The sequence below is a fragment of the Actinokineospora bangkokensis genome (assembly GCF_001940455.1).
GTDB lineage: Bacteria > Actinomycetota > Actinomycetes > Mycobacteriales > Pseudonocardiaceae > Actinokineospora > Actinokineospora bangkokensis.
Map to the genome: position 1 here is coordinate 264,430 of NZ_MKQR01000017.1, position 25,426 is coordinate 289,855.

The following is a 25,426-nucleotide window of genomic DNA, read 5'->3' on the forward strand; positions in this document are numbered from 1 at the left end:
CGGTCACCACCCCGAGGCGGTGTAGACGACGGCGTGCGCGTCGGCCGGGCCGTAGGCCAGCTCCCGCAGCAGCGCCAGCGGGCCCTCCTCGGGGTCGATGAGCGCGATGCCGCGGGCGGCGTAGGAGCGCATCAGCTCCGCGGTGACCATGCCGCCGCCGGTCTCCGCGGCCGCCCACGGTCCCCAGTGGACGGTCAGGCCGCGGCGCCGGTCGGTCGACCAGCGCCTGCCCAGCTCCTCCAGCGCGTCGTTGGCCGCGGCGTAGTCGCACTGCCCGCGGTTGCCCAGGGCGGCGGCGATGCTGCCGAACAGCACGGCGAAGCGGGTGTCGGTGCCGGGCAGGGCGTCGACCGCGTCGAGCAGCGTGCGGGCGCCGTCGACCTTGGTGCCGAACACCCGGCGGAAGGACTCCACGCCCTTGTCCGCGATCAGCTTGTCCTCGATGACCCCGGCGGCGAACACCAGCCCGTCGATGCGGCCGTGGTCGGCGTGCACGCGCTTGACCGTGGCGCGCACCGCCTCGCTGTCGAGCATGTCGACCTGGTGGTAGCGGGCCTGGCTGCCCGCGGCGGCGAGGTCGGCGAGGGTGGCGCGCACCTCCCGCTCGGCCAGCGTGCGGGCGATCGCCTTCTCGACCTCGGCGGGGGTGCGCATGCCCTGGGCGAGGAACGCCGCGCGCAGCGCGGCCCGGTCCGGGGCGCCCGCGGTGGCGGGGTCCTCGACCTCGGCGGGCTGCGGGGTGCGGCCGAGCAGTTCGACGCGGCACCGGCTGGTGGCCGCGAGCAGGCGGGCGAAGCGGGCGGTGATCCCCCGGGCGCCGCCCGCGAGCACCACCACCGAGTCGCGGTCGAGCCCGGCGGCGGTGGCCTCGGCGGCGCCGTCGCCCGCGGGGCCCGCGCCGTTGGTGGCCAGCGCGCTGAGGTCGGTGATCGTCAGTTCCAGCGCGTGCCGGGTGCCCGGCTCCGCCAGGACGACCGGCGCGGAGTCGGTGGCGGCGATCTCCGCGACGAGGGCCGCGGCGATCTCGTCGGCGGTCGCGGCCGCGGGCACCTCCAGCAGCGTGCTCGTGATGCCCGGGTACTCCCTGGCGACCGTGCGGAAGAAGCCGCGCAGGCCGGTGACCGCACCGGTGGTGCGGCGGTCGAGGGCGATCAGCGCACCGGGCCCGGCGGCGAGGACGTCCTTGATGCGGGGGAACTCCTCCGGCAGCAGGGACTCGTCGGCGTCGAGCGCCCCGAGGTGCACCACGACGGACCCGCGCACCTCGTCGGTGGGCGTGGCGCCCGCGGCGGCGACCGCGGCGGCGAGGTCGGCGGAGTCGCCCCCGAGGAAGAGCACCCTGGTGCCCGTGGGGATGGACGCCCCGGGCGCGGCGAGGGGGACGGGGTCGAACAGCAGCCGCTTGGGGGCGAGGACGTCGGCCCCGGTGTCGTCCGCGGGAGCGGCGGCGGGGGCCGTCCCGGGCGCCTGCCCGAGCAGGTCCGCGATGCCCTGGGCGGTGCGCGCCGCGCTCAGCGCCTCCAGGTCGGAGTCGGTGCCGGACAGGCCCAACCGGGCCGCGATCTCACCGGCGATCTCCGAGCGCTTGATGGAGTCGACGCTCAGGTCCGCCTCCAGGTCCAGGGTCGGCTCGATCATCTCGACGGGGTAGCCGGTGCGCTCGGCGATGACCGCGGTGACCGTACCGAGGACGTCCGCGACCGGGTTCCCGGCGGGGGCGGTGGCCGCGGCGGGCGCCGTGGTAGCGCCGAGCAGGTCCGCGATGCCCTGGGCGGTGCGCGCCGCGCTCAGCGCCTCCAGGTCCGACTCCGAGCCGGACAGGCCCAACCGGGCCGCGATCTCGCCCGCGATCTCCGAGCGCTTGATGGAGTCGACGCTCAGGTCCGCCTCCAGGTCCAACCCGGGCTCCACCATCTCCACCGGGTAGCCGGTGCGCTCCGCGATCACCGCGGTGACCACGGCGAGCACGTCCGCCACCGGCGCGGCGGCAGCGGCGGGGGCGGCCGGGGCCGCCGCGGTGGCACCGCCCAGCAGGTCCGCGATGGCCTGGGCGGTGCGCGCGGCGCTCAGCGCCTCCAGGTCGGAGTCGGTGCCGGACAGGCCCAACCGGGCCGCGATCTCACCGGCGATCTCCGAGCGCTTGATGGAGTCGACGCTCAGGTCCGCCTCCAGGTCCAGCTCGGGGTCGATCATGTCCTCGGGGTAGCCGGTGCGCTCCGCGATCACCGCGACCACTGTGGACAGCACGTCCCGCGCGGGTGCGGCGGCCGGGGCGGGTGCCGCCGCCGCGGGAAGGGCGGGCGCGGCGGCGACCGAGGCGGCGACCACCGGGGCGGGCGCGGCGGGGGCGAGCACGGCGGGCACCCGCTCGGCGCCGCCGAAGTAGGTGACGAGGACGTCGCGCTGGGCGGCGAGCATCTCCCGGCTGGTGCGCAGGAAGTCCGCGATGAGGGCGTCCCCGCCGGACGGCGTGGGCACCGGGGCGTGCTGGGTCACGAGGGGCTCCGTCAGTCGGTGGGCGGGGCGCAGCGCGCCCGGGGCGATGGTGCCGTCGGCCAGCCGGACGAGGTGGCCGTCGACGGTCCAGCCGGGCGTGCGGCGCGCGGCGGTGGTGGCGGGGTCGACCGCGTCGCGGCCCTGCACGAGCGCGCCGGTGCGCACGTCGACGCCCGCGACGGCCAGCCGGGCCAGCGCGTCGAGGAAGCCGCGCAGGCCGGGCTGCTCCTCCAGCGGCACCACCCGGTGCGGGCGCTCGCCCAGCACGGCCGGCACCAGGCGCGAGAGCACCCGGCCGGGGCCGACCTCGACGAACACCCTGGCGCCCGCGGCGTGCATGGCCTCGACCTGCTCGGCGAAGCGGACCGGCGCGCCCAGCTGGGCGGCCAGCTCCGCGCGCACGTCGCCGTAGGGCGCCGCGGTGCGGTTGGCGTAGACGGGCACCTCGGGCGCGGCGAGGTCGAGCCCGGCCAGCGCCGGGGCGAACCGGGCACCGGCGCCGGCGACCACCGGGCTGTGGAAGGCGCAGGCGACCTTGACCGGCTTGACCTCCAGGCCCGCGGCGCGCAGCAGCGCCACCGCGGACCCGACCGCCTCGGTGGGCCCGGAGACGACCGTCTGCGCGGGCGAGTTGTGGTTGGCGGCAACCACCGGCAGGCCGCTGTCGGCCAGCACGGCCTCGACGCGGGCGGCGTCGGCCACCACGGCGGCCATCGTGCCCGGGTCGCCGCCCGCGACCTCGTCCAGCACGGCCTGCGCGCGGGCGGCGCTGGCGGTGAGCAGGTCCTCGGGGGTGAAGACCCCGGCGGCGGCCAGGGCGGGCAGCTCGCCGTAGCTGTGGCCCGCGGCCATGTCCGGGCGCACCCCCACCGAGCGCAGCAGCTCGGTGGCGGCCAGCTCCACCACGCCCAGCGCGGGCTGGGCGACGGCGGTGTCGGTGACGGCGGCGGTCTGCGCGGCCTTGGCCTCCTCGGAGAAGGCCGCGGGCGGGTACAGCGCGCCCGCCCACCGCTTGCCCAGGTGCAGGTAGCGGTGCAGCTCCGGGAAGGTCACCAGCAGCTCCGCGAGCATGCCGGGGCGCTGGCTGCCCTGTCCCGGGTAGAGGAACGCCACCGCGCCCGTCTCGTCGGTGTCGGCGGTGTGCACGCCCTCGGTGGAGCCCTCGACGACGGCGCGCAGCCGGGCGGCGAGGTCGTCGACGTCGGCGGCCAGGAAGGCGAACCAGGCGCGCTCGCCCCGCGCCGCGGCGGCGTCCGCGCGGGCGGCGGCGCCGCGGGCGTGGTCGCGCAGCCGCCACCCGCCCTTCTCCACCGTGGACAGCAGGGTGGCGGCGGTCCGCTTGGCCGCGGCCGGGTCGGCGCCGCGCAGCACGAACAGCTCCACCGGCCACTCGTCGAGGGCGTGCCGGGCGGGCGGCTGCTCGTGGGCGCGCAGCACCACGTGGAAGTTCGTGCCGCCGAAGCCGAAGGCGCTCACGCCCGCGACCCGGTCGGCGGGCTCGGCGGCCCAGGGGCGGGCGGCGGCGTGGAAGGCGAACGGGCTGCCCTCGTCCCACGCGGCGTTCGGCTTGCGCACGTGCAGCGTGGGCGGCTTGACGCCGTGGTGCAGCGCGAGCGCGGTCTTGACCAGGCCCGCCAGGCCCGCGGCGCACTTGGTGTGGCCGATCTGGGACTTCACCGAGCCGATCGCGCACGAGCCCGGCTCGGCGCCCGCCTCGGTGAACACCTCGGTGATGGTGCGCAGCTCGGTGCGGTCGCCGACGACGGTGCCGGTGCCGTGCGCCTCGACGAGGCCGACGCGCGCCGGGGAGATCCCCGCCATCGCGTAGGCGCGCTCCAGCGCGGCCCGCTGGCCCTCCGGGCGGGGGGCGGTCAGGCCCAGCGAGCGGCCGTCGCTGGCGGAGCCGACGCCGTCGATCACCGCGTAGACCCGGTCGCCGTCGCGCTCGGCGTCCTCCAGCCGCTTGAGCACGACGCAGGCCACGCCCTCACCGAGGGCGATGCCGTCGGCGGCGGAGTCGAAGGTGGCCGAGCGGCCGGTGGGCGACAGGGCGTGCACGGAGGCGAACATGAGGAAGTCGTTGATGCCGTTGTGCAGGTCCGCGCCGCCGCAGAGGACCAGGTCGGAGGTGCCCGCGACGAGTTCCTTGCAGGCGACGTCCACCGCGGTCAGCGAGGACGCGCAGGCGGCGTCGACGGTGTAGTTCGCCCCGCCCAGGTCGAGCCGGTTGGCGATGCGCCCGGCGATGACGTTGGCCAGCACGCCGGGGAAGGAGTCCTCGGTGAGCCGGGGCAGCTGCGCGTCCAGCTCGGCGGGGACCTCCCCGAGGTAGCCGGGCAGCAGGGTGCGCAGGGTGGTCGCGTTGGACAGGTCGCTGCCCGCCTCCGCGCCGAACACCACCGAGGTGCGCGCGTGGTCGCCGCCCTCGCACCCGGCGTCGACCAGCGCGCGGCGGGCGGCCTCCAGCGCCAGCAGCTGCACCGGCTCGATGGCGGCCAGCGACGCGGGCGGGATGCCGTAGCGCAGCGGGTCGAAGGGGATCTCGGGCAGGAACCCTCCCCAGCGCGACGGGGTGCGCTCGCCGTCGCCGTCGGGGTCGTAGTAGACCGAGGCGTCCCAGCGGGTCGCGGGCACCTCGGTGACGCTGTCGCGGCCGGAGAGCACGTTCGCCCAGAACTCCGCGAGGTCGGTGGCGCCGGGGAACATCGTGGCCATGCCGACCACGGCGACGCGCAGCGGCGCAGGCGCGGGCTGCTCGGCCGGGGCGGCCGGGCGCAGCTCGGCGGCGCGCTCGCGTAGCCAGGCCGCGGCACCGGTGGTCACCGCGGCGTGCAGGTCCGCGATCGTGGTGACCTCGCCGCGCAGCACGCTGACCTCACCGGCCATGAACATGCCCTCGGTGCGCTGCCGGTCCTCGTCCACCCCGCGCAGCTCGGCGCCCACGCGCTCGATGCCCTTGCTGGCCAACCGCAGCCGCCCGACGTTGAACCGCTCCAGCCGGTCCCACGCGTCGCGGTCGGGCACGCCCTGGGCGGCCAGGTCGGCGCGCAGGGCGGCGAAGTCGTCGGTGAACCCGCTGCGCACGCACCGGGTGGCGTGCCCGGGCGCGGTCTCCAGCAGGTCGGTCTGCTCGGCGGCGACGACCTCGCGCTGGAACACCTCCCCGATGGCGCCCCCGGCGACGGCCTCGGCGGTGAACAGGTAGGCGGTGCCCATGAGCACGCCGACCTCGACGCCCGCGGCGGACAGCGGCGCGGCCAGCGCGGCGACCATGCCCGCGGAGCGCTCGTCGTGCACGCCGCCCGCGAACAGCACCGTCAGCCCGGCGCCGTCGCCGCCCGCGGCGAGGTGGTCGAGCAGGACGCCGACCTGCGCCTCCCACAGCGGGAAGCTGTTGCGCGGCCCCACGTGCCCGCCGCACTCGGCGCCCTCGAAGATGAACCGCCTGCTGCCCGCGGCGAGGAACTGCCGCAGCAGCCCCGGCGAGGGCACGTGCAGGAACGTGGTGATGCCGTCGGCCTCCAGCGCCGCGGCCTGGGCGGGCTTGCCGCCCGCGATGATGGCGTGGCTGGGCTTGGCGGCGCGGATCTCGGCCAGCTGCGCGGTGCGCACGTCCTCGGCGGCGAAGCCGAGCACGCCGACGCCCCAGGGCCGGTCGCCGAGGCGGTCGCGGGTGCGGGCGAGCAGGTCGCGGGTCTGCTCCCCGGTGGACAGCGCCAGCGCCAGGAACGGCAGCCCGCCCCGCTCGGCGACGGCGGCGGCGAACTCCGGCGAGTCGCTGACCCTGGTCATCGGCCCCTGGGCGACCAGCGCGGGCGCCGGGGCGTCGAGCGCGGCCAGCACCTCGTCCTCGACCGCGCGCACCGCGGCGGCCACCGAGGAGAAGCGGGCGGCGAAGACCTCGGCCAGGAACACGTCCTGGCCCACCGGCAGGAACTGCGTGCGCAGGTCGGTGCCCAGCCGCGCGGCCAGCTCGGCGCCGGTGGCGGGCAGCTCCGGGACGCCGGGGCCGCGCCTGCGCAGCACCCGCACGCCCTGGTGCACCACGGTCTCCGAACCGTCCAACCCGGCCAGCACGCCCGCGACCTCCAGCGGGAGGCCGACCTCGGGCAGCAGCGCGAGCTGGGTGTCGAGCACGACGCCCGCCGCGCCACCGGCCACCGCGGCGGCCGCGGTGCGCGGGCCGATGCCGCCCGCGGCCCACACCGGGACGTCCACGGTGGACACGACCTGCTGCAGCAGCACGAACGTGCTCAGCTCACCGACCCGGCCGCCGGACTCCGACCCGCGCACGACGAGCCCGGCGGCGCCCGCGGCCGCCGCGGCGCGCGCCTCGGCCGCCGACGCGACCTCGACCAGCACCCGGCGGTCGCCGAAGTCGGCGGGCGTGCGGGCCGGGTCGGCGCACAGGACGGTGTGGACGGCGGCGGGCAGCCCCGCGGGCAGCTCGACGGGGCAGTCCGGTCGCACCCGGACGGCGAAGCCGGACGGCGCCCAGCGGGCCGCGTCGGCCAGCGCCGCGGCGGCGGCCCGGCGGTCGGCGGGCAGCTCCAGCACCCCGAGCGCGCCTGCGCGGGCCGCCGCGGCGGTCGACCGGGGTGCGGGGCGGTGCAGGGGGTCGACCACGACGACGACAGGCGGGCGGTCCGGACGCATGAGCTCTCCCCGAAGAAGAGTGGTGGATCGGCGCGTTGACTCCCGGTAGTCAAGTCAGGCCGTTCCGTCGTGGTCAACACCCCCCGATCCGACCCCCCTGGCGACCCGGACCCGCGTCTCACGTTGGTTGTGATTTGCATCAAGGGCGGTTGAGCTGGTGAATCGTTCCCGGAAGATCACCCGGGCCGGTCCGCCGACACGAGCGCGTCACGCACCGGTCACCGCCGCCGTCGTGAGCGCATGACAAATATGACGCGAATCACGTCCTATCGGACCAATCGGGCCTGCTCCACTCGCCGGAATCCGCCACTTCCGAGTGACCCTCGCCGTCGGGGTGCACCGAACGCCACGGGTCGGCCGTCGGGGGCGAGGCGGCGTCACCATCGCTGCGACCAACGGACTATCGGCAGGTCTTTCATGTTTTCGGCCGGTTCGGCTGAGGCCGAAATCATACCTACCACACGTTAGGCAAGGGCCGTTCCGCCGCCCGCGCGGCGTCCGGGGTTCCCCGACCGGGGCCGCGCGAACCCCCGGCGACCCGTCCACCCCGGCCCGGGCGGCCCGCTGTGTTGAACAATCCAGCGGGGATCGGGTATACCTGCCGCCGTCCAGACGTCCCGGTGAGCCGTCCCCGGCGACCGGCCGCGGGTGGAGGAGGAGTGCGATGGGGCCCCTCCGGGAGCAGTTCCCGCCCGTGGCGATCAGCAAGCGGGCGGCCCAGGTGCTGCGCGCCGAGATCGCCGAGGGCGTGCACCGCCCCGGCGACCGCCTCATCGAGGCCGCGGTGGGCGAGGAGCTGGGGATCTCCCGCAACACCGTCCGCGAGGCCTTCGCCGAGCTGGAGGCCGAGCGCCTGATCGTGCGCGCCCCCCACCGCGGCGTCTTCGTCGCCCAGCCCGGCCGCGACGACGTCCGCGACGTCTACGCCCTGCGCCGCGTCGTGGAGGTGGGCGCCGTGCTCACCGGACCGGACACCACCGCCGTCGCGCGCGCCCGCGAGGCCGTGGAGGAAGCGGTCGCCGCGCGGGCGCGCGGCGACATGGCCGCACTGGGTTCGGCCAACAACCACTTCCACCGCGCCGTGGTCGCCATGGCCGCGAGCAGCAGGCTCGACGCGACGATGGAGCACGTGCTCGCCGAGATGCGGCTGCTGTTCCTGTCCCCGACCACGCGCGAGGACTTCCACCTCGGCTTCGTCGACGCGAACGGGGCCATCTGCGCGGCGCTGGAGCGCGACCGGCGGCAGGAGGCGGCCGACCTGCTCGCGGCCTACCTGGACCGCGCCGAGCGCGCGCTGCTGGACATGACCGGCTGAGCCCGTTCGCGCACTCGGGTGACACCCGGTGCGCCGCGTCCACCCGCCACGGCAGCATCTGCTGCGCACACCCGATCCCGAGGCAGGGGGACCATGACCGAGAGCACGCTGGAGATCAGCGACTTCGGCAAGCAGGCCTACGGCTTGAGCAGCGCCAGCGCCGAGGCGATGGTGAACTACGGCAAGGCGCTGCTCGTCATCGCGGGCGCCGACGGCGAGGTCAGCGACGCGGAGTTCGACTGGCTCGTCGACCACCAGCGCCGCTTCGGCGCCACCGAGGAGGTCATCGCGGCCTACCGCGACTTCGACCACCAGTCGGCGGACCTGGGCGAGATCCTGGCGGGCATCTCCACCGACGTGGCGTCCTGGCAGGCCGCCCCGCACCTGGTCTACCACGCCATCCAGATGTGCTCGGCAGACGGCGGCTACGCCGACGCCGAGCGCGGCAAGGTCGTCGAGGCCGCCCGCCGGATGGGCGTCGCCGACGACACGACCCTGGCCCTGCACGCGCTGATCCGCATGGAGAAGGCCGTCTACGACCTGCGCGCCGCCCTCTTCCACGTCGACACCCTCTGACGCGGGCCGCTCCCGGCGCCCAGCGCCCGCAGTACCGCCGCGCCCACCCGGACACGTCCCGGGTGGGCGCTGCCACCTGCGCCGCCCGCCACGCGCGGCGAGACGCCAAGCGCGGCAACAACCTCAAGGCAACCCTAAGCGCACCTTCTGCGCACCCCAACGGTTTTCCCCTCTGACGATCTTCGTTGCCCGAACGACCAGTCGGTTCACCAGTGCGTCGGCCATTCACCACCCGGGCGTGCCATCCTGTCCACCTTCCACTGGCCGCCACCGGAGAGAGCGCAGACGTGACTGAACACGGCACGGTGCCCGTCGGGTCCGACACCCCGGTCCCGCACACCGACGCGGGCGACGACGGGTACAACAAGGCGTTGAAGTCCCGGCACATCAGCATGATCGCGATCGGCGGTGCCATCGGCACGGGGTTGTTCCTCGGTGCCGGGGGCAGGCTGAACCAGGCGGGCCCCGCGCTGGCCATCGTCTACGGGGTGTGCGGGCTGTTCGCCTTCTTCGTGGTGCGCGCCCTCGGGGAACTGGTGCTGCACCGGCCGTCCTCCGGGGCGTTCGTGTCCTACGCCCGCGAGTTCCTGGGCGAGAAGGGGGCGTTCGTCGCGGGCTGGATGTACTTCCTGAACTGGGCCACGACCGGCATCGCGGACATCACGGCCATCGCGCTCTACGCGCACTTCTGGAGCTTCCTGACCCCCGTCCCGCAGTGGGTGCTGGCGCTGGGCGCGCTGGCGGTGGTGCTCTCCCTCAACCTCATCTCGGTGAGGCTGTTCGGGGAGATGGAGTTCTGGTTCGCCATCGTCAAGGTCGCCACCCTGGTCGCGTTCATGGTGATCGGGATCGTGCTGCTGGTGCTCCAGCACCCGATCGACGGCCACAGCCCGGGGCCCCAGCTCATCCTGGGCTCCGGCGGGCTGCTGCCGAACGGGATCGTCCCGCTGGTGCTGGTCGTGCAGGGCGTGGTGTTCGCCTACGCCGCGGTGGAGATGGTGGGCGTGGCCGCCGGGGAGACCGAGAAGCCCGCCGAGGTGATGCCGCGCGCGATCAACTCGATCATGTGGCGGATCGCGGTGTTCTACGTGGGCTCGGTGGTGCTGCTGTCCATGCTGCTGCCGTGGAGCGCCTACAAGTCCGGGGAGAGCCCGTTCGTCACCGTGCTGTCGAGCATCGGCGTGCCCGCCGCGGGCGACGTGATGAACCTGGTCGTGCTCACCGCCGCGCTGTCGAGCCTGAACTCGGGCCTGTACGCGACCGGTCGCATCCTGCGCTCGATGTCGGCCTCGGGGTCCGCGCCGCGGTTCGTCGGGGTGATGAACCGCAACCAGGTGCCCTTCGGCGGCATCATGCTCACCGGCGCGGTGTGCGTGCTGGGCGTGGGGCTCAACGCCGTCGTGCCCAGTTCCGCCTTCGAGATCGTGCTCAACTTCTCCGCGGTGGCCATCGTCAGCACGTGGGCGCTCATCGTCGTGTGCCACCTGGTGTTCGTCCGCCGCACCCGGGAGGGCAAGCTCCGCCGCCCGTCCTACCGCCTGCCCTGGTCGCCCTACACCCAGGTGGTCACGCTGGTGTTCCTCGCCGCGGTGGTGGTGCTGATGTGGTTCGACGAACCCGCGGGCCGCGTCACCCTGCTCTGCGTGCCGCTCATCGCCGCCCTGCTGGTCGCGGGCTGGTTCGCCGTCCGGCGCCGGGTCGCCGCTCTCGCCGGGGAGTGACCCGGCCGTCCACAGCGGACGGTCGCGTACCACGTGCCGGGACTGCTCGACAGGTGCTCGGCGCGGTGGGACAATCCTCCACATTTGTGCCGTTGGCGTGAACGCGCTGGTCATGAGGGGTGTGGGGGATGGTGCAGGCGAACAGGCGGTCGTTCCTGGTGGCGGCGGGGTTGCTCGGGTTGACCGCGGCGTGCGGGTCGAACACCGGCCGCGGCGGCTCCGGGTCCGGGACGCTGGAGCAGTGGTACCACGCCTACGGCGAGGACGGGGTGCACGACGCGGTCGACCGCTACGCCGCGGAGTACACCGCGGCGAAGGTCAACGTGCAGTGGAACCCGGGCGACTACGACTCCAAGGTCGTCACCGCGCTCCAGAACAGCGCCGTGCCGGACGTGTTCGAGGCGCAGGTCAAGGTCGACTGGGTGCGGCAGAAGCAGGTCGTGCCGCTGGACGACCTGCTCGGCGGCACCCGAGACGACTTCGTCAAGGCCCTGCTCGACTCCCAGACCGTCGACGGGCAGCTCTACGGCATCCCGCAGGCCATCGACACCCAGGTGCTGTTCTACCGGCCGAGCCTGCTGCGGGCCGCGGGCGTCACCCCGCCCACCACGCTGCCCGAGCTGGTCGACGCGGCCAAGCGGCTCACCGGCGGCGGGGTGCGCGGGCTGTTCGCGGGCAACGACGCGGGCGTGGCCGTGCTGACCCCGCCGCTGCTGTGGTCGGCCGGGCTGGACCTGCTGTCCCCGGACGGGTCCGCGCCCGGCTTCGACGACCCGCGCGCCGCCGCCGCGTTCACCGCCTACCGAGGCCTGGGCGACGCGCTGCTGCTCGGCTCCCCGACCGACTGGTCCGACCCGGGCGCGTTCGTCGACGGCCGGGTCGCGATGCAGTGGACGGGCCTGTGGAACCTGCCCAAGATCACCGCCAAGCACGGCGACGACGTGGGCGTGGTGCCGTTCCCGAAGTTCGACGACCAGGGGGCGGTGTCGGTGCCGGTCGGCGCCTACAGCTCCATGGTGAACGCGCGCAGCGCCGACGTCGACGCCGCCAAGGCCTTCGTCAAGTGGCTGTGGGTGGACAAGACCGACCACCAGGCCGAGTTCGCCACGAAGTTCGGCGCGCACCTGCCCGCCCGCAAGAGCCTCACCGGCGCCACCGACGGCCTGGCCACCCAGGTCGCCGGGTTCGTCGCCGACAGCGGTCGGATCGCCAGCCCGGCGCGCTGGTCGGCGCGGGCGAACACCGCGCTGTCGGACGCGGTCTCGCGCATCGTCCGCCAGGGCGCCGACGCCACCACTGAGCTCAAGGCCGCCGTCGAGGTCGCCCGCGCGGAGATCAGCAGGATCGGGAAGTGACCAGGCGGGACGCGCTCACCTTTTGGCTGTTCGTCGGCCCCTTCGCGGTGGGGCTGGTGCTGTTCACGCTCGTGCCGATCGGGTGGAGCGCGTACCTCAGCTTCTTCGACGCGCGCAACACCGTCACCCCCACGGACTTCGTCGGGGTGCGGAACTACACCGACATGCTCACCGACCGGGCGTTCGTGAGCAGCATCGGCACGTTCTCGGTGTTCTCGCTGTTCATCGTGCCGCTCACGGTGGTGCTGTCGCTGCTGCTGGCCCTGCTGGTGAACCAGGTGCGCGTCGCCAGGGCCTTCGTCCGCTCGGTGTTCTTCCTGCCGTTCGCCTGCTCCTACGTGGTGGCGTCGCTGGTGTGGAAGATGTCGCTGTTCTCCGGGGTGGACACCGGGGTCGCCAACACCGTGCTCGGCTGGTTCGGCGTCGAGCCGCAGGCGTGGGTCGGCACCGTGGACCCGCCGCTGTACTGGGCGGTGCTGGTCTCGGCGCGGCTGTGGTTGCAGGTCGGCTTCTACATGATCCTGTTCCTCGCCGCCCTCCAGCGCATCCCCCAGCACCTCTACGAGGCGGCCTGGGTGGACGGCGCCCGGCCCGGCTGGCAGACCTTCCGGCACGTGACCCTGCCCGGCCTGCGCGCCACGGTCGTCGCCGTCGTCGCGCTCAACCTCATCAACGCCTACCAGGCCTTCGACGAGTTCTACAACATCCTGGGCGACTCGCGCGGCTACCCGCCCTTCGCCCGACCACCGCTGGTGTACCTGTACTACACCTCGCTGGGCTCCGGCGGCCAGGACCTCGGCCGGGGCAGCGCGGGCGCGGTGCTGCTGGCGCTGGTCATCGCCCTGGTCACCCTCCTGTCCGGCCGCGTCCTCCGGAGGCCCGCGTGAGCACCCCCGTCGGCCACCGGCGCCACCCCGCGACCGCCGCGGCGAGCTGGGCCGTGCTCGCGGTGTCGCTGGTGCTGTTCGCCCTGCCCTTCTGGGTCCTGCTGCGCGACGGCCTCGGCCGCGGCTGGTCCACCGTCACCGAGCTGTTCACCGACGACGAGATCCCGTTCGCCCGCAGCCTGCTCAACTCCGCGCTCGTCGCCGTGCCGCAGACCCTCGGGCAGGTGCTGCTGTGCTCGCTCGCCGGGTACGGCCTGGCCCGCGTCCGCTACCGGCACGCCTCGAAGGTCCTCGGCGCCGTCCTGGCCACGCTGATGGTGCCCACGGCGGTGACCTTCGTGCCCAGCTTCGTCGTCGTGTCCACCCTCGGGTGGGTCTCCGACCTGCGCGGGCTGATCATCCCGGGGATGTTCAGCGCGCTCAACGTGTTCCTGTTCCGCCAGTACTTCCTGGACTTCCCGCGGGCGCTGGAGGAGGCGGGGCGGCTCGACGGGCTGTCCCGGTGGGGGGTGTTCCGGCGGATCGTGGTGCCCAACTCGACCGGGTTCCTGGCCGCCATCGCGGTCATCGACTTCTTCGCCAGCTGGAACCAGCTGCTGTGGCCGCTGGTCATCGCGCAGGACGCGGACTCGTGGACGGTGCAGGTGGCGCTGTCGAGCCTGCTGACGGCGCAGAACCCCAAGGTGCAGCTGCTGTTCGCGGCGGCGGCCATCTCGATCCTGCCGCTGGTGCTGGTGTTCGTGGTGTTGCAGCGGCAGTTGGTGCGGGGGGTGACGGAGACGGGGTTGACGGGGTGAGGGGAGCGCCTCGCCTTCGGCTTCGGTGGGCGGGTGCCTCGCCTGCGGCTTCGGGGGGGTTCGGGATTTGGAGGGCGGCTCGATGCGGTGGTTGCGCTTGGTCGGGGCCCCTACGGCGATCATGTGCTGTCGGGCGGGAAAAGGCGGGCTGAAAAGACGCCCGCCCGTCCCGTTTGGGTAGCACATGATCGCCTCCCCCGACCAAGCCCAACCACCGCATCGAGCATCTGCGTAGCCGGGGCGCCTGCTGCGTGGGGGGGTGCGTTGTGGGAAAGCTGAGCGGCTTGAGGCTTGGGGTTGGGGGGTTAGAGCTTGTCGCGGTAGAGGGTGGCGAGGGCTGTCCAGTGGCGCTCTTCGGCCTGGGAGTCGTGGGTGGGGTTGTCGGGGACGGCGAAGCCGTGGGCGGCGGGGTAGAACTCGACGGTGTGGGGAACGCCCGCGGTGGTGAGGGTGGTGTCGAGCAGCTTGGCCTGGTCCTCGGTGAAGGAGCGGTCGTCGGTGGCGCCCGCGACGTAGACGGTGGCGGAGATGCGGTCGGCGGCCAGGTGGGGGCTGTTCGGGTCGTCCTCGACGGCGAGGTTGCCGCCGTGGAAGGAGGCGGCGGCGGCGACCTTGGTGCCCAGGGCGGTGGCGGCGATGAGGGACATGCGGCCGCCCATGCAGTAGCCGGTGGTGCCCACGCCGTCGCCGCGGACCTCGTCCTGGGCCAGCAGGAAGTCGGTGTAGGCGGCCGCGTCGGCCTCGATGCGGTCGTTGGTGAGGCCGCTCATCAGGCCGCCGAGGCGGGCGCGCTCGTCCGGGTCGCTGAAGGCGGTCTCCATCGAGAACGGGGCCCAGTCCCCCGCCCGGTAGTAGACATCGGGGACGAGCACGGCATAACCGGTGCCCGCCAACCGGTCCGCCATGTCCCACATGGCGTCGCGGGGGCCGCCCGCGTCCGGGAAGAACACCACCCCGGGCCAGGGCCCGTCCCCCTCGGGCAGGTGCAGCGTCCCCGCCGCCGTTCCATCGGGGGTCGGAATCCGCACATCGCGTCGCATCAGGCCATCCCAAGCCGCGCTCCGGGCCCCGGCAGGGGCCCCTTTCGACGCCATCATGCCCCCGCTCCCCCGGCCCGGCAGCCCAGCGCCACTACGCCCGGGGCGAACGCGGTGATCCCTCGACCGCCGTCGTTTTCCCGGCGGGCGGGGCGGGTACGTCCCCGGGCGCCGTGCCCGAGGACGGGCGAGGACGGGGAGGTGCGCTGGTGCGCTGGGCTCTGGTCAGCGGGGACGGGCTCCCCGTGAGCGGGTTGCTGACGATCTTCCGGAACGTGGTGGACCGGGCCGCGCGGGTCGGGTTGGAGCTGCCGGTGACGGCGGACCTGGGGTACTCGTGGCGGCCGGACAAGGGGCGGTTCTTCCCGCGCGGCCTGCCGGGCGCGGAGTACCCGGGGTGGCTGCGGGTGTCCGACGCGGTGCCGGTGGCGGAGCCGGACTGGGCCGAGCAGGTCGTCGCGGCTCGGAAAGCGGTGGCCGCCGGGGCGGTGGACGCGGACGTGGCGGCCGCGGTGGAGCGGGCGGCGCAGGCCTACGCGGACTACTTCTTCGAGTGGTTCACCCGGGAGGACGTCGACTGGGTCGTGGCCATCAACCTGACGCTGTCGGACTCGGTGGCGGTGACGACGGGTCTGCACCGCGCGGCCGACCGCCGGTGGGGTGACGGGCGCGCCGGTGGTGTCCTGCACTGGGACCACGACCTGTTCGGCAGCTGCGGCATCGTCGAGGACGGCGAGCGCTACTACCCGGCCGAGCCGAACGCGCACACGCCCGTGCCCGGCAGCAGCCCGTCCGACCGGTGGGCGGTGGTGTCGGAGGCGCTGCTCAAGGAGGCGCGGGGGTACCCGACCGAGCTGGAGCCGGTGCTGCTCACCAACGTCCTGCCGCTGGTGCCGGAGGACGGCCTAGCGCAGCGGCACCACGAGTTCCTGCGCCAACGCGACATCGCGGGCAGGCCGGTGGTGCTGGTGCCGGTGCGGGTCTTCGCGGTCAAGGGCGTGGACATCGCCGTCGAGGTGTTCGCGGGGCTGCGCGACGAGCACGCCAGGGCGGGGCACCCGGAGCCGGTGCTGCTCGTCTTCGGCAGCCTCGACGAGGACCCGGGGTACGCCGAGGTGGTGCGGGCGGCAGTGGCGCGCTCGGGCGCGGCGGGCTCGGTCCACTTCCTCGACGGCGTGCCCATCACCAGCCACCGCGACCACACCGGGGCGTGGCGGTTGGACGAGGTCGACCTGCTGCGGCTGGCGCGGGCCTCGCGCGGGGCCGTGCTGTTCACCCCCGGCGTCACCGACGTGGAGACCGTGGGCCTGGGTCCCGCGCTGGCGGCGCTGGCGGACCTGCCGTGCGCGGTGACCCCCTACGACGCCTTCGACGACCACTTCGGCCCGGGGTACGCCCGGGTCGACGTCGACCCCGCGGACCCCCGCCCGGCGGGCGCCGAGCTGTCGCGCCGGATGCCCGGGGGCGAGACCGCCAACCGCGCGCTCGTGGCGTCGCGGTTCCCGGACGGCCCCTGGGTCGACCACCTCACCGCGATGGCCGAGGGGCGTGCCTGATGCGCCTGCTGGCTCCCGGCATCGCGGAGGTCACCACCCGGCACGACCTCGACGACGCCCTGGTCGAGCTGCGCACCCGCCGGGGCGTCGCCGCCGTCGTCGCGCGCTCGGGCCCCGTCGGTGAGCCGGACGTCCCCACCCCCGAGCACTGGCGCGCCGCGCCCGCGCTGCCCGAGCACGACGCCCACCTGCGGGCGGTGACGGCCGGGTTGGGCACGCCGACCTGCTGGGCGACCCTGCAGGACGGCAGGCTGGTGCAGGACGTCCTGCCCATCCGGGGCCAAGAGGACCAGCAGACCGGCCACGGCAGCCGCGACGAGCTGACCTTCCACGTGGAAGACAGCTTCAGCGACGACCGCTGCGACGTGCTCGCCCTGCTCTGCCTGCGCAACCCCGACCGGGTGCCCACCACCGTCGCCACGGTGGGCTCGCTCGACCCGGCCGGGTTGGACGTGGCGGCGCTGGCGGGCCCGCACTTCCACATCCGCCCCGACCCCGAGCACCTGCGCGCCGACCCCGGCCTCACCGCCCGCACCCGGCCGGTGCTGGAGGACGGCCCGCGCCTGCGCACCGACCCGGCGTTCACCGAGGCGGACCCGGGCAGGCCCGCGGCGGCGCTGGCCGAGCTGCACGACCAGCTGGCCAGGGCCCTGACCCCGATCGCCCTCACCCCCGGCGACGTGCTGCTCATCGACAACCGGCGCGCCGTGCACGGCCGGGCCCCCTTCACCCCCCGCTACCGCGGCGCCGACCGCTGGCTGCGCAAGCTGACCACCACCTACGCCCCCGCGAGCGGCCCGGTGGTCCGCACCCCCTGACAGCCCCATCGGGCACCCGGCCGCTGCCCGTTCTCCTGCCCGCCCCGCCCTCCCCCGGCACCCGCCCACCGGTCCAGTCTCCTCGTGGACACCCCCGCGCCCCACGAGGAGCCCCCCATGACCGACCCCATCGCCCCCAGCAAGAAGCGCAAGCGGGAAGAGGGCGACGAGCTGGTCCCGGAGGGCACCAGCGACCGGGTGCAGCTGATCATCGCCCAGCAGGCGCTGCGGCTGGCCCGCCAGGTCAAGCGGCAGCGCCAGGACGGGCCGGAGGGCGACCAGATCGCGGCGGTGTACTCCAGGGTCGTCACCGAGGTCAACGCGACGCCCGGGGGCGTGCACTTCGTGGACGACCCGCGCGCGCTGTCCATCGCCGGGACGCAGCGGGCGATCGCGCACGGGGTGCAGCCGCAGGACATGCACTACGCCGGGGGTGTGCTGCAGAAGGGGCGCTGGGAGGCCACGGGCACCGCCTCCGGGCCCCGGTACAAGGCGGCGGACCGGGCGCTGCAACTGCTCAACCAGCTCTCCCAGGTGCTGCTGCGGGCCGCTGCGGGCTCGCAGGAGGTCGAGGCGATGCTCGTCAACGGCCGCATCCTGGTCAGCGCGAACGAGACCAGCTCGGTGGAGGCGCTCGTCGCGCAGAACCTGGGCGACCTGCTCGACGCCGAGCGCGCGCACACCGAGGAGTACGTGCAGGCGAACTGGGCCGCGCGCAAGGGGCGCAAGCTCGCCGACCTCGGCGCCGCGCTGACCGACGAGGACGACGGCGGCCCGCTCGGGCCCAGCGGCGCCCGGGGCGCCGAGCGGCTGGGGCGGCTGGAGGTGGACCTGGCTGTGTTCCCCGGCCAGCGCGAGGCCGTGGCCGCCATCCTGGACGTGCTGCGGGAGGTCCTGGTCGACCAGGTCGCCATCGTGGCGGGCGGCCCCGCCGAGGTGGTGGCGGGCATGATCGACGACGACGCCAACCGCAACCGGATCATCGCCGTGGACGCGCGGGAGAAGGCGGCGGGCCCGTGCACGCACGCCGAGCAGAACCTGCTGCACGCGCTGGTGCTGTCGGGGTACACCGGGCCCGCCTACGTCGCGGGCGGCAAGCGGCCGTGCACGGTCTGCTGGCTGAGCCACACGCTGGCGCGGATGAACGGCTACGACGTCACCTTCAACACCCGCCGGGGTGGCTTCTGGGACGGGCGCACCACCGAGGGCGTCATGCACATCGGGCTCGCCCTGGGCTACAACGAGAACACGCTGGCCGCGGAGATCGAGGGCATCCGGGCCGTGGCCGGGGACCAGCACGTCACGAACCTCGCCGAGGACGCGCCGCTGCGCCTGCACGTGCCGAACCTGCCCAACGCCGTGCACACCGAGCTCTTCGCCACCGACACCGCGAGCCAGTCCGACAGCGACTACTCCGACCACGACGTCTCCGACAGCGACACCTCGGATTCCGACGAGGACGACGAGGATCCCGGGGACGGCGGGGACGAGGACATGGGGCAGGACGAGGGCGACGAGGACGTCGACATCGAGGAAGACGTCGACGAGGACGACATCGATGAGGACGAGGGGGACGAGGACGAGGGGGACGAGGGGGACATCGACGAGGACGAGGAGGACGGCACGCGGGAGCGGCCCATCACCGTCGACTAGTCCGAGGTGGACAGGGCGGCCGCCGGATGCCCCCGGCGGCCGCGCCCGCCCGACCCGGTCAGCGCGTGCGGCGGCGGAACAGCAGCACCGACGCGCCGACGGCCAGCAGCAGCAGGCCGGTGCTCCAGGTGATCGCCATCCACGGGTTGCCCTCCAGCGGCACCCCGCCGAGGAACCCGCGCAGGCTCTCCACCACCGGGGTCACCGGCTGCCACGAGGCGAACCCGTGCACCCAGCCCGGCATCGTCTCGATCGGGACGAACGCGCTGCTGGGGTAGGGCAGGAACATCACCCAGAAGGTGAACCCGCTGGCGGCCTCCGGGGAGCGCACCACCATGCCCAGCGCCGCGGCCACCCAGGACACCGCCACCACGAACAGCAGCAGGATGCCCGCGGCGCCGAGCCACCGGAGCAGACCGGCGTCGGTGCGGAAGCCGATGGCGAAGGCCACCCCCACCACCAGCACCATCGAGATGGCGTTGCGCGCGGCGCTGGCGGCCACGTGCCCGGCCAGGATCGCCGTGGCGCCCACGTCCATCGAGCGGAACCGGTCGATGATGCCGCCGGTCATGTCGTTGCAGACGCTCACCGCCGTCAGCGCCGACCCCAGGCCCGCGCACAGCACGAGCACCCCGGGCACGACGTAGGTCACGTACGGCACGCCGACGTCGATCGCGCCGCCGAAGAGGAACACCGTCACCAGCATCAGCACCACGGGCAGCAGCAGCGAGGTCAGCAGCGCGTCGACCGTGCGCAGCGACAGCCGCACGCTGCGGGCGACCATCACCGCGGCGTCGCGGCGCAGCACGGCGGCCGCGCGCGGCGGGGCCGCGGCGCGGGGCAGGGTCAGCTCAGGCATGGGCGGGCTCCTCGGTGGCGCGGACCGCGGTCCCGGTCAGGGCCAGGAACACGTCGTCCAGGGTCGCGGTGTGGACGCTGAAGCGGGCGACCGAGCGGCCGTCCGGGTCGAGCTCGTCGAGCAGCGAGCGCACGTGCGCGGCGCTGCCGTCGGTGGGCACGCCGAGCACCAGCTCGTGCGGGTCGGCGTGCAGGGCGCGCGCGCCCAGCCGGGTCACCAGCAGGTCGAACCGCTCCCGGCTGGTCGCGACCAGGTCCAGCCGCTCCCCGGCGACCTGGTGCTTGAGCTCGGCGGCGGTGCCCTCGGCCACCACCCGGCCGCCGTCGAGCACGGCGACCCGGTCGGCGAGCTGGTTGGCCTCCTCCAGGTACTGCGTGGTCAGCAGCGCGCTCACCCCCGAGCGCACCAGCTCGGCGACGACCTCCCACAGCGACTGCCTGCTGCGCGGGTCGAGGCCGGTGGTGGGCTCGTCGAGGAAGATCACCGACGGCCTGCCGACCAGGCCCGCGGCGATGTCCAGGCGCCTGCGCATGCCGCCGGAGTAGGTGCCGACCCGCCGGTCCGCCGCGGCGGTGAGGTCGAAGCGCTCCAGCAGCTCGTCGGCGCGGTTGTGCGCGGCGCGGCGGGAAAGCCCGCACAGGCGGCCCACCATCACCAGGTTCTCCACGCCGGTCAGCGGCTCGTCGACCGCGGCGTACTGCCCGGTGAGGCTGATCGTGCGGCGGACCTCGTGCCGCTGGGACACCACGTCGTACCCGCCGACCCTGGCGCTGCCGCCGTCGGCGGCGACCAGCGTGGTCAGGATGCGCACCGTGGTGGTCTTGCCCGCGCCGTTGCTGCCCAGCAGCGCGACCAGGGTGCCCGCGGCGACGCGGAGGTCGACGCCGTCGAGGACGCGGACGTCCCCGTAGGACTTCGTCAGGGCGGCCGCCTCGACCGCCCACCGCTCCACCATGTCAGCTCCTCGCGCCGTGGGTGCAGTGGTTCCCGTTGTACGGGGCGGGGAACGGGGCGCAGAAGGCGCGCGGGGCAGGACTGGGTAACTGGGTAGTGGGCGCCGAGCGGTGCTCACTATCCGTTGCGACCGCCCTGACCGGGGAGCACCGCGCCGAGCGGGCCCCCGCACGCCGGATCGACTGCGGCGCAGGTCACAGCGCCGAGTTGAGCCTTTCAGACCACGACCGCCTAGGCCCCCCGGGTGACTCACTAGAAGTGATCCGAGCGCGACGGGGAGCCACCGCGGCGCCACTAGCGTCAGCCACGCCCACCCAGCCCGGTGCGGTCGCCGTGTAGCGGAAGGATGTTGCCTTGTCCAGCACGCAGGTCGATCCCGTCGCCACCCCCGCGTTCCAGCGCCCCGTGCTGCCGGTGGAGCGGTGGTTCCTGGCCTACCCGCGCGGGCGGGAGGCCGTCGTCCAACTCGTCGTCGAGGGCACGGGGGTGCTCGACCCGGAACAGGTGCGGGCCGCGGTGCGGGTCGCCGCGCAGGCCTGCCCCGGCACCAGGTTGCGCCGCCGCGGCGGCCGCTGGGAGGCCACCGGCCCGGTCCCCGCCGTCGTCGCCGTCGACGGCGACGCGCTGGACCGCACCACCTTCGAGGGCCTGCCCGAGCTGCGCGGGCTGCCCGCCGGGCCGAAGGGCACCACGTGCGAGGTGCTGCTGCTCACCGGGGCCCGCCCCGGCCTGGTGTTCCGGGCCGACCACGCGGTGATGGACGCGGGCGGCTGCGCGCTGTGGGCGGCCGCGGTGTTCCGGGCGCTGCGCGGCGAGGCCGTCGAGCCCGCCGACTCCACCGCCACCTACCTCGACCTGGTGCGCGCCGCCGGGCCGGTGGAGCGGCCCGGCGAACTCGCGCGCGAGTGGCCGCCGCCGGTGCCGATGCCGCAGCGGCGCACCGGGGTGCTGTGGCGGCGGCGCACCGTCGACGGCACGTTCCCGGCGGTGACGGCCAAGGTCGCGCAGGCGGTGGCGGACGCGACCGGGTTGCCGCGCAGCCGCTTCGGCGTCTCGGTGGACATGCGCCGCCACGACCGCTCGATCCGCTCGACGGCGAACTTCTCCAAGATCGTCACCGTCGACGCCGAGGCGGGCGGGGACTGGCAGGCCGTCTACACCGACCTGCTCGACGTGCTGCGGCGCAAGCAGGAGATGGTGGTGCTGCCCGACACCTTCGGCCAGCGGCTGCCCATCCCGGTGATGCGCGGGGCGATGGACGGGCTGGAGAAGCTGGCCGCCAAGCGCGGGCACCTGGCCACCGGCACGCTGACCCACCTCGGCCGCTTCGAGCTGGCCGAGTGCAGCACGCCCACCTTCGAGGCGCTGTCGGTGCTCACCCTCACCACCCCGGCCCCCGGCAGCGCGCTGGAGCTGGACATCGTCGAGAGCGGCGGGCACACCGAGCTGACCCTGGGCTGGTGGGCGGGCGGGTCCGACGAGCTGGCCGACGAGCTGCTGGACGCGGTGGTGGAGGCGCTGTCGCCGCGCGAGCTGCGCGAGTGGGCGGGCAACGACACCGACCGCGAGCTGCGCGACGCCCGCACGGTGGTCGAGCAGTTCCGCGACCAGGTGGCCCGCACCCCGCACGCGCCGGCCGTCAGCTCCCGCACCGAGGACCTGTCCTACGCCGAGCTGGACCGCCGCTCCGACGCGGTGACCGAGGCGCTGCTGGCGCGCGGCGTCGGCCCCGGCTCGGTGGTGGGCGTGCTGGCCGACCGGTCGGTGCTCGCCGTCGTCGCGGTGTGGGGGGTCATGAAGGCGGGCGCGGCCTACCTGCCGCTGGACGCCAAGCACCCGGCGGAGCGGGTGAAGTGGTTGCTGGGCAGCGCGGGCGCCCCGGTGTGCCTGGCGCAGCGACCGCACGACCTGGGCCTGGAGGTGCCCGAGGGGTGCGGGGTGGTGATCCTCGACGAGCTGCCGCACGCACCGCAGGAGCCCGTGCCCGCGGTGGTGCCCGCCGCGGCGGACCTGGCCTACGTCATCTACACCTCCGGCTCCACCGGCCAGCCCAAGGGCGTGGAGGTGCCGCACGACGCGCTGGCCAACTACGCCGAGTGGTGCGCCGACGAGTACGGCGTGGACGCCACCAGCCGGTTGCCGCTGCTGGTGTCGCTGTCGTTCGACGTCTCCGGCATCTCCCTGGTGGTGCCGCTGGTGCGCGGCGGCGCGCTGCTGGTGATGCGCGAGGAGCTGAACCACCTGGCGCTGCAGGAGGTGCTGGACGCCGGTGCCAACGTCATCGCGCTCACCCCCTCGCACCTGGACCTGATCAGCAGGCTCGACCTGTCCTCGGACGCGGTGCGGGTGCTCATCGTCATCGGCGAGCAGTTCCGCCGCTCGGTGGCGCTGCGGGCGCGCGAGCTGTTCGGCCCCGGCTGCCGGGTCGCCAACCACTACGGGCCCGCCGAGGCCACCATCGGCGTCACCAGCCACGACTTCGACCCCGACGCCGACACCGGCCCGGTGGTGCCCATCGGCAACCCCGGGTACAACACCACCGCGTTCCTGCTCGACCCCGACGGCCGGTTCGTCGAGCCCGGCGAGCCCGGCGAGCTGTACCTGGGCGGGGTGCAGCTGGCCCGCGGCTACCGCGGCCGCCCGGACCTGACCCGCGCCCGCTTCACCCGGCTGGCCGACGGCCGCCGCGTCTACCGCACCGGCGACATCGCCCGGCTGCTGCCCTCCGGCGAGCTGGAGGTCACCGGGCGCATCGACGACCAGGTCAAGATCCTGGGGCACCGGGTGGAGCCCACCGAGGTGTCGCAGACCCTTGAGCGCCACCCCGGCGTTGGCCGGGCGACGGTGGTGGTGCGCAGCCGCGGCGCGGCCAAGGTGCTCGCCGCCTACGCGGTGCCCGCCGCGGGCGGCCCGGTGCCCGAGCCCACCGAGCTGACCGCGTACCTGTGCGCCCGGCTGCCGGAATACATGGTCCCGGCGACGATGCAGCTGGTCGACGACATCCCGCTGTCGGTCAACGGCAAGGTCGACGCCAAGCGGCTGCCGGTGCCCCCGGGCGCCGAGCAGCAGGCCGGGCCCGCCGGGGTCACCGACGAGGTGGAGCTGGCGGTGCGCGCCATCTGGGCCGACGTGCTCGGCGTCGAGGCCGACCGGATCGACCGGGAGACCGACTTCCACCACCTGGGCGGCACCTCGCTCACCCTGCTGGCGATGGTCGGCGCGGTCGCCGGGGCGCTCGTCGCGCCCGAGGCCGAGGAGGCCTTCACCGCCCGCATCGCCGAGATCACCCGCGACCCCAGCGTCCGGCGGGTGGCCGACCTGGTGCGCTCCGCCAGCCCGGTCAGCACGCACGCCTGACACCCCCAGCGCCAGGAAGAGGAAGGCACATGAAGCTGCACGTCATCGCCATCGGGTCCACCGGGGACGTGGCGCCGTTCACCGGCCTGGGCGTGCGCCTGCGCGACGCGGGCCACGACGTCACCGTCGCCACCCACGCCCTGCACGAGCGCCTGATCCGCGACGCGGGCCTGGGGTTCAGCCTGGTCGCGGGCGACCCCCGCGACGTCAGCAACACCGACGAGGGCCGCGAGTGGCAGAGCAACGGCCAGGGCGCGGGCGGGCTGTTCAAGTTCCTCAAGCTCATGCAGGACGAGGTCCGCCTCTACAACGCGGGCATCGAGGAGGCCATGCTCCGCGCCGAGACCGACCTGTTCATCCTCTCCGGCACCTCCATCAACGGCTACCACGTCGCGGAGTCCCTGGGCGTGCCCAGCATCTGCACCACCCTGGTCCCCACCCTCCCCGCCGCCGACTTCCCCCCACCCCTGATGTCGGCCAAGTCCCTCGGCCGCCCCCTCAACAAGGCCGCGTCCTGGGCCATGACCGTCGGCTTCTCCCGCATGCTCGGCAAGCCCACCAACGAACTGCGCACCCGCCTCGGCCTGCCCCCCGTCACCGCCACCGGCCTCCTGCGCGAGTGGAAGCGCAAGGACTGGCCCGTCCTCCACGGCGTCAGCCCCCTGGTCGTCCCCCGCTCCCGCGAATGGCGCCCCGGCATGCAGGTCACCGGCTACTGGTGGCCCGAACGCCCCTCCGGCTGGGCCCCGCCCCCCGACCTGCTCGACTTCCTCGCCGCGGGCCCCCCTCCGGTCCTGGTGAGCTTCGGCAGCAACATGCCCAAGAACGCCGACAACCTCAGCGAGGTGGTGGCCACCGCCCTGCGCACCGCGGGCGTGCGGGGCATCGTGCAAGCGGGCTGGGCTGGGCTGGAGGCCCTCGACGACGACGTGCTGTCCATCGGGAACGTGCCGTACGACTGGCTGTTCCCGCAGTTGGCCGCTGCGGTGCACCACGGTGGGGCGGGCACAGCCGCCGCGCTGCTGCGCGCGGGCGTGCCCTCGGTACCGGTGCCCGCCATCGTGGACCAGGCCTTCTGGTCGGAGCGGTTGCGGCTGCTCGGCGTGAGCCCGGGTCCGATCCCGGCCGACGAACTGGACGCGGAGAACCTGGCGGCGGCGCTGCGGGTGGTGCTGGAGGACGGTCGCTACCGGGCTCGGGCGCTGGACGTGGCGGAGCAGGTGCGGGCAGAGGACGGGGCTGGGGTCGTGCTGCGCGTTGTGGAGGATGTGCTGGGGGTTGCTGCTGGGTGAGATTGCCCCGCCTCGCCTTCGGCTTCGGCGGTGGGAAGAGCCCGGTCGTTTGTTTGCTGGCTCGATGTGGTGGTTGCGCTTGACCGGGGCCCCTGCG

General features: G+C 74.6%; 15 protein-coding genes. 11 read left to right on the forward strand and 4 right to left on the reverse strand.

What is annotated here, in order from left to right; all coding sequences use genetic code 11:
- Window positions 1-3: 3 nt before the first annotated feature.
- Window positions 4-7,152: a type I polyketide synthase gene (locus BJP25_RS17940; protein WP_075976096.1), complete on the reverse strand. Its 7,149-nt coding sequence runs from the start codon at window positions 7,150-7,152 to the stop codon at window positions 4-6.
- A gap of 664 nt (window positions 7,153-7,816) precedes the next feature.
- Here BJP25_RS17940 and BJP25_RS17945 point away from each other — a divergent pair.
- From BJP25_RS17945 to BJP25_RS17970, 6 genes are all read left to right on the forward strand, one after another.
- Window positions 7,817-8,467, forward strand: coding sequence for a GntR family transcriptional regulator (locus BJP25_RS17945; protein WP_075976097.1), 651 nt, complete (start codon window positions 7,817-7,819; stop codon window positions 8,465-8,467).
- Window positions 8,468-8,560: 93 nt separating this feature from the next.
- Window positions 8,561-9,043, forward strand: coding sequence for a tellurite resistance TerB family protein (locus BJP25_RS17950; RefSeq protein WP_075976098.1), 483 nt, complete (start codon window positions 8,561-8,563; stop codon window positions 9,041-9,043).
- A 392-nt stretch (window positions 9,044-9,435) separates the two neighbouring features.
- Complete coding sequence (locus tag BJP25_RS17955) at window positions 9,436-10,764, forward strand: amino acid permease (RefSeq protein WP_084794151.1); 1,329 nt, start codon at window positions 9,436-9,438, stop codon at window positions 10,762-10,764.
- Between the two features lie 128 nt (window positions 10,765-10,892).
- A complete protein-coding gene (locus BJP25_RS17960; RefSeq protein WP_075976100.1) occupies window positions 10,893-12,119 on the forward strand; it encodes an ABC transporter substrate-binding protein in 1,227 nt (408 codons plus the stop codon).
- Complete coding sequence (locus BJP25_RS17965; protein WP_075976101.1) at window positions 12,116-13,006, forward strand: carbohydrate ABC transporter permease; 891 nt, start codon at window positions 12,116-12,118, stop codon at window positions 13,004-13,006. The genes BJP25_RS17960 and BJP25_RS17965 overlap by 4 nt, the downstream gene beginning before the upstream one ends.
- On the forward strand, window positions 13,003-13,803 hold the full coding sequence (locus tag BJP25_RS17970) for a carbohydrate ABC transporter permease (RefSeq protein ID WP_408607156.1): 801 nt from the start codon (window positions 13,003-13,005) through the stop codon (window positions 13,801-13,803). The genes BJP25_RS17965 and BJP25_RS17970 overlap by 4 nt, the downstream gene beginning before the upstream one ends.
- 305 nt (window positions 13,804-14,108) lie before the next feature.
- On the opposite strand, the gene BJP25_RS17975 is transcribed toward BJP25_RS17970, so the two are convergent.
- A complete protein-coding gene (locus BJP25_RS17975; protein WP_075976102.1) occupies window positions 14,109-14,843 on the reverse strand; it encodes a dienelactone hydrolase family protein in 735 nt (244 codons plus the stop codon).
- Window positions 14,844-15,049: 206 nt separating this feature from the next.
- Here BJP25_RS17975 and BJP25_RS17980 point away from each other — a divergent pair, with 206 nt between their 5' ends.
- The 3 genes from BJP25_RS17980 to BJP25_RS33500 all read left to right on the forward strand — a co-directional run bounded on the left by BJP25_RS17980 (window position 15,050) and on the right by BJP25_RS33500 (window position 18,867).
- Complete coding sequence (locus BJP25_RS17980; protein ID WP_084794132.1) at window positions 15,050-16,396, forward strand: hypothetical protein; 1,347 nt, start codon at window positions 15,050-15,052, stop codon at window positions 16,394-16,396.
- The gene (locus BJP25_RS17985; protein ID WP_075976103.1) at window positions 16,396-17,214 is read left to right on the forward strand and encodes a TauD/TfdA family dioxygenase; all 819 of its coding nucleotides are present in this window, start codon (window positions 16,396-16,398) and stop codon (window positions 17,212-17,214) included. The genes BJP25_RS17980 and BJP25_RS17985 overlap by 1 nt, the downstream gene beginning before the upstream one ends.
- Window positions 17,215-17,331: 117 nt before the next feature.
- Window positions 17,332-18,867, forward strand: coding sequence for a hypothetical protein (locus BJP25_RS33500; RefSeq protein ID WP_075976104.1), 1,536 nt, complete (start codon window positions 17,332-17,334; stop codon window positions 18,865-18,867).
- A gap of 58 nt (window positions 18,868-18,925) precedes the next feature.
- On the opposite strand, the gene BJP25_RS17995 is transcribed toward BJP25_RS33500, so the two are convergent.
- Both BJP25_RS17995 and BJP25_RS18000 read right to left on the reverse strand, forming a co-directional pair.
- Entirely contained in the window at window positions 18,926-19,726 is an 801-nt protein-coding gene (locus BJP25_RS17995) for an ABC transporter permease (RefSeq protein ID WP_084794133.1), read from the reverse strand.
- Window positions 19,719-20,681: an ATP-binding cassette domain-containing protein gene (locus BJP25_RS18000; RefSeq protein ID WP_075976105.1), complete on the reverse strand. Its 963-nt coding sequence runs from the start codon at window positions 20,679-20,681 to the stop codon at window positions 19,719-19,721. The genes BJP25_RS17995 and BJP25_RS18000 overlap by 8 nt, the downstream gene beginning before the upstream one ends.
- 353 nt (window positions 20,682-21,034) lie before the next feature.
- Here BJP25_RS18000 and BJP25_RS18005 point away from each other — a divergent pair, with 353 nt between their 5' ends.
- Window positions 21,035-24,037 (forward strand): non-ribosomal peptide synthetase, encoded by a 3,003-nt coding sequence (locus tag BJP25_RS18005; RefSeq protein ID WP_084794134.1) that lies wholly within the window; start codon window positions 21,035-21,037, stop codon window positions 24,035-24,037.
- Window positions 24,038-24,066: 29 nt separating this feature from the next.
- The gene (locus BJP25_RS18010) at window positions 24,067-25,329 is read left to right on the forward strand and encodes a glycosyltransferase (RefSeq protein WP_075976106.1); all 1,263 of its coding nucleotides are present in this window, start codon (window positions 24,067-24,069) and stop codon (window positions 25,327-25,329) included.
- Window positions 25,330-25,426 lie beyond the last annotated feature (97 nt).